The sequence below is a fragment of the Desulfovibrio sp. JY genome, from assembly GCA_021730285.1.
GTDB lineage: Bacteria > Desulfobacterota > Desulfovibrionia > Desulfovibrionales > Desulfovibrionaceae > Solidesulfovibrio.
The window spans coordinates 1,664,784-1,677,368 of record CP082962.1; the positions used below are offsets into that span (position 1 = coordinate 1,664,784).

The following is a 12,585-nucleotide window of genomic DNA, read 5'->3' on the forward strand; positions in this document are numbered from 1 at the left end:
TATCGATAGCAAGCTGTTATTGTTAAAGGTCTTTGGAAAGGGGGTCCGGGGGGAGAACCTTTCTGCAAGAAAGGTTTCCCCCCGGTTCCCTCCCCACCTTATCCCAGATTCTTGGACGCGAAGTCCCAGTTGACGAGTTTGTTCAGGACGCCGGCCACGTAGTCGGCCCGCCGGTTCTGGTAATCCAGGTAGTAGGCGTGTTCCCAGACGTCGATGACCCAAAGCGGCTTCAGGCCGTCCTGCATGGGATTGCCGGCGTTGCCGGTGGCAACCACCTTGAGCTTGCCGTCGCCGTCGGCCACGAGCCAGGCCCAGCCGCTGCCGAAAACGGAAGTGGCAGCCGTGGCCAGGGCCTTTTTGCAGGCGTCGGCGCTGCCGAAGGAGGCGTCCACGGCCTTGGCCAGCTTGCCCGTGGGCGCGCCGCCGCCGCCGGGTTTGAGGCCGTTCCAGTAGAAGACGTGGTTCCAGGCCTGGGCGGCGTTGTGGAAAATCGGCGTCAGTTTGGGGTCCTTGGCCGCGGCCAGGAAGACCTTGTCCAGGGGCTGGCCGGCAAGCGGGCTTTCCGCCACCAGTTTATTGGCGTTTTTGAAATAGCCAAGTGTGTGCTTGCCGTAGTGAAAGCTTACTGTGCGGCCGGAGATGACCGGCTCCAGGGCGTTTTCCGGATAGGGCAGGGGCGGGGCGGCAAAGGCCTCGGCCCAGGCCTGGCCTGGCAGGATCATGCCTCCGGCCAGGAGCAGAAGCCCCGAGCCGGCGGCCAGTTTCAGGACATTGCGGCGGGAAAAAGACGTGGCGCACTGGGCGTGCATGACGCTCCTCCTTGGTTCGATCCGCCCTCCTGGGGCGAAACGTCGCTTGGAACCCTGCGGACCACGCCGGGATGGCATGGTCCGCAGGGAAGTAACGTCAGTATTGCCAGATTCACGATCAAAGGGGAACGATAAAGAAACCGCTTACTCTTGTTTGTCGACGGCCGGTGGCGCGATGTGGCCGGAACTGTCCGGTTTCTCAGGCTGATCCGGTTTGGCTGCGTCCGGGGCCGGTTTCGTTACGTTGGGAGTGAGGCTCCCCTCGGGGCGCTGCTGGCCGTCGAAGTCGGGCGGCGGTGGCGGCGGATAATCGTCCATGCCGGGTGGCGGCGGGGGGCGATGCCCGTCGTATCCATCGGGTGGCGGCGGTGGCGGGCGATGCCCGTCGTATCCATCGGGTGGCGGTGGCGGGGGGCGATGCCCCTCGAATCCGTCGGGCGGCGGGGGCGGCGGACCGAAACGCCCTATGGCCTTGCGGCGGCGCTCGAGTCTGTTGATGAGCGCGGTGAATTTTTCCTGCTGGGCGGGCGTGAGCAGCTTTCTGATGTCTTCGTTGTTTTTGTCAAAGATCTTGCGAAGTTTTGGCTCCTGCTCCTGGCGAACCTTGGCCAGGGCATCGGCGGTATCGAGCACGATGGGTCGGAGTTTCTCCTGCTGTTTCTTGGTCAGGTCCAGATCGTCCGACATATGGCGTACCACCATCTCGGCAAAATGCCTGGGGTCGCCATGGAGCAGGTTGAGCCTCCCCCGTTCGGCCAGATACCGCGAGCCGAAAAAGCCCATCACCACGCCCGAGGCAAAAAGAACAAGCCCGGCCAGCACCTTGGTTGCTATTGCCTTCATGCCCGTGCCCTACACGCCAAGGAGGGAAACCAGCACTTGGCCGTTGGGGTCGAAGAACAGGAAGCGTCCGAATTCTTCTTCCAGGCCCGAGCCGAAAAACAGGACGAACAGCACCGTGGCCGCGGCCAACATGCCGGCGCCGGCGGCCATGCGCCACAGCACGCCGTTCGTTTCCTCGGCCTCGGGCGCGGCCTTGATGGCGGCCAGCACCGCCTCCGGCAGCCCGGGATCGAGGACAGGGGGCTCCCGGCGGGTATGGGCGGCTCGCAGTACCGCTTCCAGGCGATCGATACGCCGTGTTTCGTTTCCGTCCATGGATTCCTCCTTACGTGCCAAAAACGCCGCCTAACAGTTCGCGCAGTTTTTTCCTGGCCCGAAACGCCCGCACCTTGACGTTGGGAACGCTTATGCCGAGCATTTCCGCTGCTTCGGCCACAGGGCGTTCCTCCAGGTGCGTCAGCGTCACGACCATGCGGTCCGTGGGCGAGAGCCTGTCCATGGCCCAGGCCAAGAGTTCCTTGGCCTCTCGCCGCGAGGCGGTTTCCTCGGCCGCTTCGCTGCTTTCCAGCGCGGCCGCTTCTTCCACGAACGCCCGGCATTCGTCGGACAGTTCGCTTTCGGGCCGTTCCCGGCGTCGATACTCCGCCCGCCAGAAGTCGTGGCAGGTGCGCACCGCCACCTTGGCCAGCCAGTGGCCGAAAGGGCTGTCCCCCCGGTACCCGGACAGGGAACGGTAGGCCCGCACGAACACCTCGTGCGCCAACTCGCCGACCCTGTCCCGGGGCGCATGCCCGGCGACGATGCCGGACACGCGCCCCTGGTACTTCGTTACGAGCCTGGCGTAGGCGTCCACGTCGCCCGCCCGGATTTCCGAAAGGACCCGGGCATCCTCCATGTCCACCAACGCTTCGGCCATAACGCTCCGGAGTTTATTTCGCCGGGCCAGCGTGGGCGTTGATCCAGTCATCGACCAGCTCGCGGTCGGCATGAAATGGTCCCCTTGCGTTGGGCGGCGGAGGGGGCATTTCCCCTTCGTTCCACTGTTTGCGCTGCTCAGGCGTCAGCACGGCCAGGGTCTTGGCCTTGACCTTCCCCCGCAACACGGCCAACTCCTCGCCGGCGGCCGCGATCTTGCGGCTGGCCTGCCGGATGCGCTGTTCGTTGCCGGGATCGGTGCGCATGATTTCGCGCATGGTGTCGAAAGCCTCGTGCATGCCCTGGCCCGCCGTTTGGAATGCCGCTTGATTCTGCTTGAGGATCACGGCGACTTCGTGCTTCTGAGCGTCGGACAGGTTAAGCGATAACAGGCGTCCGAGCAATCCCACCGGTCCGGGACCGCCCGGGCCACCCGGGCCCGGACCGGCCGCCACGGCGTAGGCGGAGCCGGCCAGGATGGCCAGCGTAAGCAGGCCGTAAAACAATTTTCTCATGGGAATGACCTCCCGCATGAATTGGACGACCTTGGCCGTCCGTTTCGCGTTTGGTCGGCTTCTGCGGGCAGGGGGTTACAGGCATCGGCGGCGGGACGGAACGATTGGCCTGAATTCGGGACGCGGGCTCGTTTCCCAACATCCAAGTCGCGTTTAGAAGAAGAGAACTGTGCTCTAACTCCTTAAAAAAATTAAAAAGTTGAGGAAGGGGAGAGCGCGAGAGGGGCTACTGCCCTTTTCAAAGGGTTTCCCCTCTCGCACTTCTTCCGCCTCTTAAGCCACGGTCACGTCCTTGCACAGATACACGTCCTGGATGGCGTGGAGGAGTTTGACGCCTTCGGCCATGGGACGCTGGAAGGCCTTGCGGCCGGAAATGAGGCCCATGCCGCCGGCCCGCTTGTTGATGACCGCGGTGCGCACCGCGTCGGCGAAATCCGCCTTTCCGGACGCGCCGCCGGAATTGATGAGCCCGATGCGGCCCATGTAGCAGTTGGCCACCTGGTAGCGGGTGAGATCGATGGGATGGTCGGTGGTCAGCTCGGAGTAGACCCGTTTGTCGGTCTTGCCGAAGCCTATGGCGGTGTAGCCGCCATTGTTGGTGGCCTGCTTCTGCTTGACCACGTCGGCTCCGATGGTGGCGGCGAGGTGGTTGGCCTGGCCGGTGAGGTCGGCCGAGGTGTGGTAGTCCACGCCGCCCTTCACGTAGGCGGGATTGCGCAGGTAGGCCCAAAGGACGCAGGCCATGCCGAGATCGTGGGCCCGGGCAAAGGCCTCGGAGACTTCCTGGATCTGGCGGCGGCATTCGGGCGAACCGAAATAGACCGTGGCGCCGACCGCGACGGCTCCCATGTCGAAGGCCTGCTCCACCGAGGCGAAAAGCGTCTGGTCGTGGATGGCGGGGAGGCTAAGGAGCTCGTTGTGGTTGATTTTGAGCAGGAAGGGGATCTTGTGGGCGTATTTGCGGGCCACGCTGCCGAGCACGCCGAGGGTCGAGGCCACGGCGTTGCAGCCGGCCTCGATGGCCAGTTTCACGATGTTTTCCGGGTCGAAATAGGCCGGATTGGGGGCGAAGGACGCCGCGCCGGAATGCTCGACGCCCTGGTCCACGGGCAGAATCGACATGAAGCCCGTGCCGCCCAGGCGTCCGTGGCCGATCATGGTGGCCAGGGAGCGCACAACGGGTACGGACCGGTCGGTCTGGACGAAGATGTCGTCGATGTAGCCCGGACCGGGCAGGTGGAGTTGTTCCTTGGGAATGGTTTTGCAGACATGGGAGAGCAGCGACTCGGCCTCGTCGCCGAGAAGCTCGGTAATCTTGTCGATCATGGTGGCGGCCTCCTTTGGCTGACTCTGGCGGAACATAGCGCGGAGTTACGGCCGGTGACAACGCAAAAACGCCGGCAGCGAGGCATCATGCCCGCCGTGGCGGGGCGGCGGGCGACGGCGAGGCGACGGTTGGGCCACGTTTCGAGGCCGGATTACGCCTTGGCCGACCCGCGCCGCCACCACTTGGCCAGGGTCACGCCGGCCAGGTTTTGCTCCAGGCTGAAAAGCGCTCCGGGCAGGGCCGTCTGGGCCGTGAAATAGGCCTTGGCCAGGGCCACGCCGAGGCCGGAATTCTGCATGCCCACTTCCACGGCGATGGCGATGCGGTCGGCGCGGCTGGCGGTGAAGGGGCAGGCCCCGGCATAGCCCAGGGCGAATCCCGACAGGTTGTGCAGCGTCACCGCCAGGATGACCGTTCCCGGAAAGGCCAGCACGGTGTCGCGGTTGAGGCCCATCACGCAGGCCACGACCAGGGCGATGGTCACCATGGATACGGCCGGGAACACGGCCAGCACCGGTTCCAGACGTCGCCGCAGCAGCCGGCGCAAAATGAGCCCGTCGATGACCGGGAAGGCCACGATCCAGAAGACCGAGGCCATCATGGCCCAAAAATCCACATGCACCCGCGCTCCGGCCAGCCCCGCCACCAGGGCCGGGGTGACCAGCGGCGCGGCCAGGGTCGAAACCAGGGTCATGGTCACGGACAGGGCCAGATTGCCGCCGGCGAGGTAGGTGATGACGTTGGAAGCCGTACCGCCGGGGCAGGCCCCGACCAGGATGACGCCAAGCGCCGCCGCCGGGGGAAGGCCGAAAAGCCGGGACAGCAGCCAGGCCAGGGCCGGCATGACGGTGAACTGCAACAGCGCCCCGACGCCGACCACCTTCCAGCGCGGCACGAGGCGGGCGAACTCCTCGAAGGTGAGCGACAGCCCCATGCCGAACATGATGACGCCAAGGGCCGGAGCGATGTAGGGCGCGATCCAAGTGAAAAGGCCGGGGACGACCATGGCCAGGGCGGAAAGGCCTACGGCCAGGGGTAAAAAAGCCCTTTCGACGCGTCGAGCGATGGAAATGAGCATGGGCGGCAGGTAGCCCGCCGACAAAAAGCGGTCAAGTCGTCTGGGGGGGAAGGGGGGGGCCGGAAGGGATGGTGTCGAAAAGGGGACGGTTTCTTTTGAGTGGGGGCCGGTGGGAGGGTGCGCGGACGCGCGGCGCATATTTGAAGAATACGCCTTCGCGCCGCGCACCCTCCCACCGGCCCTGGACACTCCGGCCATCGCCGACCACCGTCCTTGGACACACCGGTCATCGTCGGCCCTCGGTCCTGGACACTCCGGCCATCGCCGAAAACAATGCCCTCGCCCCAGGTTTCCAAGGCGGCCGATCGGCCACGCAACGCAGACGAGGCGGCAATTCGTAGAGTTTGGCCGGCAGATCGAAAAATGCCCACCACGCAACACATACGCGGCGGCAATCCCTACGAGATGGTCGCCGCTTGAGCCTCCACCCCCATTGAAAGTTTTGGAAGGGGGGTCCGGGGGGAAACTTTTTCCAAAAAGTTGCCCCCCGGCCGCCGGAGGCGTCCCACCTCCTCCTCCCTTCTACCTTAAATCGAACGCCACCTTGACGCTGCCCGTGGTACGCTTGTCGAAGGCGGTGCGAAAGGCGTCCGCGTAGGCTTCCAGGCGGAAGGTGTGGGTGAGCAGTCCCTTGGTCGGGTAGTTGCCCGAGGCGAGGAGGGTGAGGGCCAGGGCATAGGTACGCACGCGCTCGCCGGGGTGGCGCGGATCGGGCGCTTCGGCGCAGCCCGACGAACCGGCCACGGTCAGTTCCCGGAACCACAGGCTGGAGATATCCACATCTTTCAGGCGCGCCCCGGCCCCGACCATGACGTATTTGCCGCCGGCGCGAAGGGCGAGCAGCCCGGTCTCGAAGGTGGACGACGCGCCCACGCAGTCGAAGACCATGTCCACGCCGCCCTCGATGTTGCCGCCGCCGAGGCTCGTGGCCACGAAGCGTCCGCCGATGGCCGCGGCCAGATCCTTTTTGTTTTTCGCCCGGACGATGGCGTCCGCGCCGCCGGCTTCGGCCAGGGCCGCCTGCACGGGATGGCGCGCCGTGACCAGCACTTTGGCGTCGCTGCCGAGTCCGCGCAGGCAGCGCACCACATGCTGGCCCAGGATGCCCGCGCCCATGACCAGCACCGTCGCTCCCGGGGCCGGGAAATGTTCGAGCACGGGCTGGAGCGCCGAGGCCAGGGAGTCGGTCAGCACCGCGTCCTCGTCGGAAAGCCCGTCCGGCACCGGCAGGATGCGCGAGGGATGGGCGGCCGTGCGTTCGGCCATGGCCCCGCCGGCGCGGCGGGTGAAGCCCAGAAACGACCCCGGCGGCAGGTCGCCGTCGAGAAAACGCTCGCAGCGGTTGTAATGCCCTTCGCGGCATGGCCCGCACGGCGGCAATCCCCGCACGGCGCAGGGCAGCCCCGGCTCGACCACCACCCGTGTTCCGGCGGCAAGGCTGATTTCCGGCGCGTCCTCGGCCAGATCGGCCACCATCTCGTGGCCCAGGATGAAGGGCAGGCTGGCGTAGGGCTCGAGCAACGGCGATTCCTTGCCGCGCAGGAGCCCCAGGTCCGAGCCGCAGATGCCGCACAGCCGGGGGACAAGCGGCAGCCAGCCTTTCGGCGGATCGAAGGGCACGGTGGCCAGTCCCAACGGGGCCAGCCAGGGGAAAAAGCGCCTGGGCGCGACCCGGGAGGCGGCGGCGCAGGCAAGATAGCGCGCGACGCTGCGGCGATAGACCAATGCCTTCATGGATGATATCCTTTAATTGCCCGGGAGAGGGGTGAATGGCTTGAAATCACGGCGCAATCACGTATAAGGGAGCGACCTTTTCCGGCGCTTCGCCGCCGCGCGACATCCGGGCCATATACCACAAGCGGCCCATCCTCAAGGACCGACAAGGAGACGCACATGCTGATTAAGGATTGGATGAGCAAATCCCCGGTCACGGCCAAGCCCGCCACCTCCATCATGAAGGCGGCCAAGATGATGAAGGAGAACGGCTACCACCGCCTGCCCGTGATCGACGAAAACGGCCGGCTGGTCGGCATCGTCTCCGACCGGGACATCAAGGAAGCCTCTCCCTCCAAGGCCACGACGCTCGACATGCATGAGCTGTATTACCTGCTCTCCGAAATAAAAATCGGCGACATCATGACCAAAACCGTCGTCTCCGTCGGGCCGGACGACACCGTGGAAAAGGCGGCGGTGCTGCTTTTGCGCCACAACATCGGCGGACTGCCCGTTGTCGACGGGGACAACAAGGTGGTCGGCGTCATCACCGACAGCGATATCTTCAAGGTGCTCGTGAGCATCACCGGCGTCTTGAACGGCGGCCTGCAATTCGCCCTGGACCTGCCCGACATCTCGGGCAGCCTCAAGAGCGTGCTCGACGACCTCAAGACCCACGACGTGCGCATAATCAGCATTCTGACGTCCTACGACGAGGCCGCCCCCGGCCGGCGCACGGTCTATATCCGCGTACACCCCATCGACGAAGCCCAGGCCAAGAGCGTCGTCGACCGCCTGGCGGCCAATCATCACCTGCTCTACTGGGCCAAAGACAATTTCTAGCCTCCCGCTGTCCCGTCCGGGCCGTCTTCGCGGTCCGGGCGGTTGACGCCCGTCCGATCGTGCCTATTTTCCAGAAAGCTTCCAGCCGTTCAGCCGTCCAACCGGCGACGGTTGCGCACAAGGAGACGCTGATGCTTGAAGAACGCTATTGCCCGCATTGCGGGGCAAAACTCGAGTCATGGGTAGGTCCCCCGGAATCGGGCTGGGACGAAATCCTCGTTTGCAACAACAACGAGTGCACCTTCTATCGCAATTCGCAAAAAGACATTCGCTGCAAGGACGAGGACAACAGCCTGGGGTGTCGCTACGCCGAAAACCCGGATAACGGCTATTCCTCCTTCAATCTCCTCTCCTATTACAAATAACGCTCCGACTCCTCCCTTTTCATGCTTCCGACGCGTCGGCCTTGGCCGGCGCGTTTGTTTTTTTTTAACGCCGGGGGGAAACCTTTCTTGCAGAAAGGTTTCCCCCCGGACCCCCTTTCCAAAGATCTTTAATAGTTACAGTGATCTGCCGTTACATCACCCGTAACCGTTAAAAGTTTTGGGGAGGGGAGAGCGCGAGAGGGGAACCCTTTTTCCAAAAAGGGTTCCCCTCTCGCATCCTCCTTTCCAAAGAAACAATATAACATGCTGCTTTAAATGAGATTGTTCAAATAAACCGCTTTGCCTTGCCTGTGATGACGGCTTTCGACTATTGTGACCAAACGGCCACGTCGCGGTGACGGGCAAATCCCGCCGCCCCGCCTCAAGCCTGACCACGAAGAAATCGTCATCCACCATGAGCCGTATCACCCTCACCAACAGCCAGGGCGTCCTGTGGGCCCGGCTGGACGCTGTGCTCGGCGGTCAGCAGGCCCTGGAACTCGAAGCCGCCATTCTCGAAGCCGCCAGCCTCGGCCTCATCGCCGTCAGCGTGCTGGACTTGAGCCACGTTCCGGCCATGGACAGCTGCGGCGTCGGCGCCCTGGTGCGGCTGCAAACCGCCCTGGCCACCAAGGGCCGACGACTCATCCTGGCCAATCCCGTGCCGGCCGTGGCCGACGAGCTGCGTCTGCGCGGTCTCTACACCTTCTTTCATATCTCAAGCGACATCCGCCCCGAGATGGACGTCAGCCGCCTCCTGCTCGCCCGCGACGCCTGATTCCCCCCGCCCATTGACCCCGCCGCCGGTTTCGGTCAGACAATACGGCAAGGTCCCGTTTACGCCTGCCCCATGGCAGACGCCCTTGAACTATGCGTTGCAAAGGAGCGTACCCATGTCCGATCCGAAAAAACTGGCCCAGTCCATCGCCTCCCTGTACCCCGAAATAAGCAAACACGGCATCGCCGTCTCCGTGGCCGAAGACGCGGCCACCGGCGACTGGCTCGTCACCATGACCCACGGCAAGCATACCCTGTCCACCCATCTGGCCAAAAAAGACGCCGACGACTGCCAAAACGGCATCCAATGCGTCTCGCTCGGCATCCAGATCGGCCGCTTCGTCGAGGACTACTGCCTCGGCCAGGGCGAATGCCCGGTGTAACGGGGAGGCTGCTAGGCCAGGGCTCTGCCCTGGACCCGGCAGGAGAGGTTCCGCCTCTCCTGCACCTCTCCGCCGGGGGACTTGATGCCCCCCGGACCCCCCTTTACCGGGTTGGGATGGCGGGTGGTTGATCGTGGCGGGCGGCGGAACGCCCGTTGTTTGTTGCCGCAATCGGCCCGGCGGCACGAGGCGCGTTGCGCCTCGACGCCGGACACGATTGCGGCAACAACCGCGCCAGCGGCGAAGCGCCGCATTTTAAGAAGAAACTGGTTTTCCGAATGTCGCCCTGAAGGGGCGACCGGCGTGGTGGGGGCGGAATTTGCCTGGGACGAGCTTGTCGCGAAGCGACATGCACCGTCCCGACAAATTCCGCCCCCATCTTCTCCACTCTCCGCCTTCCCGACAGCCAACCGACCTCCCGCCCGACCAAAGCCGAGTCGGGGGGACCGGGGGGCCCGTGGCCTCCCGGCGGGGTGCAGGGGCAGCGCCCCTGCCGGGGTCCGGGGCGGAGCCCCGCCCCTCCGCTATTCGCCGAGCGGTGCGATGCGCCAGATATCGCGGGCGTATTCCATCACGGCGCGATCGCTGGAGAAAAACCCCATGTTGGCGGTATTGAGAATGGAGGTGCGGGTCCAGGCGTCGGGGTCGAGGTACAGGGCGTTGACCCTGTCCTGGGCTTCGATGCAGGGGCGGTAATCGGCGGTGACGCAGTAGTAGTCGCCGTGGTTCAGTAAATTGCCGATGATGGGGGTGAACAGATCGGGATCGTCCGGGACGAAATAGCCGCGTCCGATCATGTCCAGGGCTTCGGCCAGTTCCGGGTCGTCGGCCACGCGGCGGCGCGGGTCGAGGCCCCCGGCGCGGGCGGCTTCGACTTCGGGGGCGCTCAGACCGAAGATGAAGATGTTCTCCGCGCCCACTTCCTGCATGATTTCGATATTGGCCCCGTCGAGGGTGCCGATGGTGAGCGCGCCGTTTAGCGCGAACTTCATGTTGCCGGTGCCCGAGGCTTCCATGCCGGCGGTGGATATCTGCTGGGACAGGTCGGCGGCGGGGATGACCTTTTCGGCCTGCGAGACGCAGTAATTGGGCAAAAAGAGCATGCGCAGCCGGCCCTTCATGGTGGTGTCGGCGTTTATGGTTTCGGCCACGGCGGTGATGAGCCGGATGATGCGCTTGGCCATGAAGTAGCCGGGCGCGGCCTTGCCACCGATGAGGATGGTGCGCGGCGGCACGGGGAGTTCCGGGTCGCGGCGCAGGCGGTTGTAGAGGGTGACGGCGTGCAGGACGTTTAGGAGTTGGCGCTTGTATTCGTGCATGCGCTTGACCTGGACGTCGAAAAGCGAGCCGGGGTTGATGCCGAGGCCGGTCTTGCGCAGCACGTAGCGGGCCAGGCGTTTTTTATTGTCCCGCTTGGCATCGCGCCAGGCTTGCCGGAAGTCCGGGTCGTCGGCCAGGGGAATCAGTTCGGTCAGGCGCGTGAGCTCCGTGACCCAGTCCGGGCCGATACGCTCGGTGATGAGCCTTGAAAGGGCCGGGTTGGCCTGGAGCAGCCAGCGGCGCGGGGTGATGCCGTTGGTGACGTTGGTGAATTTGCCGGGGTAGAAGGCGTCGAAGTCGGGGAAGACCTTTTCGCGCAGGATGTCGGAGTGGAGCCTGGCCACGCCGTTGACGGCATGGCTGCCGACGATGGCCAGGTTGGCCATGCGCACGCGCGAGGAGCCCCGGTCGATGATGGCCATGCGTGCAACCTTGCCTTCGTCGCCGGGGTAGGCGGCGCGGACCTCTTCCTGAAAACGCCGGTCGATCTCGGCGATGATTTCCACATGGCGGGGCAGCACGCGCCCCATGAGGTCGAGGGGCCAGGTTTCCAGGGCCTCGGGCAGGACGGTGTGGTTGGTGTAGGCGAAGGTGTGGCGGCAGATGTCCCAGGCTTCTTCCCAGGGCAGGAATTCCTCGTCCACCAGGATGCGCATGAGTTCGGCCACGGCGATGGTGGGGTGGGTGTCGTTGAGCTGGATGGCCACCTGGTCGGCGAAGGCGGCGAAGGACGGGTCGGATTTTTTGTGGCGGCGCAGGATGTCGCGCAAGGTGGCCGCGACCAGGAAATATTGCTGCTTGAGCCGCAGTTCCTTGCCGGCCACGGGCTCGTCGTTGGGGTAGAGGACCTTGGAGATGTTTTCGGACAGGATCTTGGCCTGCATGGCCCCGACGAAATCGCCCTGGTTGAAGTCGCGCAGGGAAAATCCCTGGGACGAGGCGGCGGTCCAAAGGCGCATGTTGGTCACGTGTTTGCCGCCGTGGGCCGGGATGAGGATATCGCAGGGCATGGCCATGACCGTGTCCGCGTCGACCCAGCGGTAGCGCAGGTTGCCCTTGTCGTCGCGGTAGGGTTCGCTTCTGCCGTTGAAGCGCACTTCGTAGAGGTGTTCCACCCGGTCGATGACCCAGGGGCTGCCGTGGCGGCGCCAGTTGTCGGCCCGCTCCTCCTGCCAGCCGCCCACGATGGTCTGATGGAACAGGCCGTAGTCGTAGAGGATGCCGTAGCCGTAGCCGGGGATGCGCAGGGTGGCGATGGAGTCCATGTAGCAGGAGGCGAGCCGCCCGAGGCCGCCGTTGCCAAGTCCGGCGTCGCGCTCCTCCTCGGCCAGGTCGTCGAGGTTGTAGCCCAGGGTCTCGGCCGTTTTGCGGCAGTCTTTTCCCAGGCCCATGTTGGTGACGTAGTTCATGAGGAACCTGCCGGGAAGAAACTCCATGGACAGGTAATAGACGCGCTTGGACATGGTGTCGTAGTACGTCGCCTGGGTGGTCAGCCAGATGCGGATGAGCCGGTCGCGGATGGCGTAGGCCAGGCCGGTGAAATAGCGGAACGGGTCCGGGGGATAGATGTCGTTGCCGAGGTTGGACAGGATGTGGCGGCGAATATCCTCGCCAAGGGACTCCAGGTCGTGGAGGTCCGGGGTGGCGTCGGCTGGCATGGGCGTCTCCTGGTCCGAGGTGTGGGCGAAGACGGATTG

13 protein-coding genes are annotated in these 12,585 nt (G+C 64.7%); 4 read left to right on the plus strand and 9 right to left on the minus strand.

The window, feature by feature from the left end; genetic code table 11:
* Positions 1-98 precede the first annotated feature (98 nt).
* The 8 genes from K9F62_07440 to K9F62_07475 all read right to left on the minus strand — a co-directional run bounded on the left by K9F62_07440 (position 99) and on the right by K9F62_07475 (position 7,221).
* Complete coding sequence (locus K9F62_07440) at positions 99-722, minus strand: superoxide dismutase (GenBank protein ID UJX43167.1); 624 nt, start codon at positions 720-722, stop codon at positions 99-101.
* Between the two features lie 231 nt (positions 723-953).
* Complete coding sequence (locus tag K9F62_07445; protein UJX42492.1) at positions 954-1,652, minus strand: hypothetical protein; 699 nt, start codon at positions 1,650-1,652, stop codon at positions 954-956.
* Between the two features lie 9 nt (positions 1,653-1,661).
* On the minus strand, positions 1,662-1,967 hold the full coding sequence (locus tag K9F62_07450; GenBank protein ID UJX42493.1) for a hypothetical protein: 306 nt from the start codon (positions 1,965-1,967) through the stop codon (positions 1,662-1,664).
* Between the two features lie 10 nt (positions 1,968-1,977).
* On the minus strand, positions 1,978-2,568 hold the full coding sequence (locus K9F62_07455; protein ID UJX42494.1) for a sigma-70 family RNA polymerase sigma factor: 591 nt from the start codon (positions 2,566-2,568) through the stop codon (positions 1,978-1,980).
* A 13-nt stretch (positions 2,569-2,581) separates the two neighbouring features.
* Positions 2,582-3,082: a Spy/CpxP family protein refolding chaperone gene (locus tag K9F62_07460; protein ID UJX42495.1), complete on the minus strand. Its 501-nt coding sequence runs from the start codon at positions 3,080-3,082 to the stop codon at positions 2,582-2,584.
* A 273-nt stretch (positions 3,083-3,355) separates the two neighbouring features.
* Complete coding sequence (locus K9F62_07465) at positions 3,356-4,408, minus strand: class I fructose-bisphosphate aldolase (GenBank protein ID UJX42496.1); 1,053 nt, start codon at positions 4,406-4,408, stop codon at positions 3,356-3,358.
* A 152-nt stretch (positions 4,409-4,560) separates the two neighbouring features.
* Positions 4,561-5,487 (minus strand): bile acid:sodium symporter family protein, encoded by a 927-nt coding sequence (locus K9F62_07470; GenBank protein UJX42497.1) that lies wholly within the window; start codon positions 5,485-5,487, stop codon positions 4,561-4,563.
* A gap of 522 nt (positions 5,488-6,009) precedes the next feature.
* A complete protein-coding gene (locus K9F62_07475) occupies positions 6,010-7,221 on the minus strand; it encodes a zinc-binding dehydrogenase (protein UJX42498.1) in 1,212 nt (403 codons plus the stop codon).
* A gap of 159 nt (positions 7,222-7,380) precedes the next feature.
* Here K9F62_07475 and K9F62_07480 point away from each other — a divergent pair, with 159 nt between their 5' ends.
* From K9F62_07480 to K9F62_07495, 4 genes are all read left to right on the plus strand, one after another.
* On the plus strand, positions 7,381-8,043 hold the full coding sequence (locus K9F62_07480; protein ID UJX42499.1) for a CBS and ACT domain-containing protein: 663 nt from the start codon (positions 7,381-7,383) through the stop codon (positions 8,041-8,043).
* Positions 8,044-8,174: 131 nt separating this feature from the next.
* The gene (locus tag K9F62_07485; protein UJX42500.1) at positions 8,175-8,408 is read left to right on the plus strand and encodes a hypothetical protein; all 234 of its coding nucleotides are present in this window, start codon (positions 8,175-8,177) and stop codon (positions 8,406-8,408) included.
* Positions 8,409-8,823: 415 nt separating this feature from the next.
* On the plus strand, positions 8,824-9,186 hold the full coding sequence (locus K9F62_07490) for an STAS domain-containing protein (GenBank protein UJX42501.1): 363 nt from the start codon (positions 8,824-8,826) through the stop codon (positions 9,184-9,186).
* A 115-nt stretch (positions 9,187-9,301) separates the two neighbouring features.
* Positions 9,302-9,568 (plus strand): hypothetical protein, encoded by a 267-nt coding sequence (locus K9F62_07495; GenBank protein UJX42502.1) that lies wholly within the window; start codon positions 9,302-9,304, stop codon positions 9,566-9,568.
* 524 nt (positions 9,569-10,092) lie between these two features.
* On the opposite strand, the gene K9F62_07500 is transcribed toward K9F62_07495, so the two are convergent.
* Positions 10,093-12,546 carry a glycogen/starch/alpha-glucan phosphorylase gene (locus K9F62_07500; GenBank protein UJX42503.1) on the minus strand — a complete coding sequence of 818 codons (2,454 nt, stop codon included), beginning with the start codon at positions 12,544-12,546 and terminating at the stop codon, positions 10,093-10,095.
* Between the last annotated feature and the right edge of the window lie 39 nt (positions 12,547-12,585).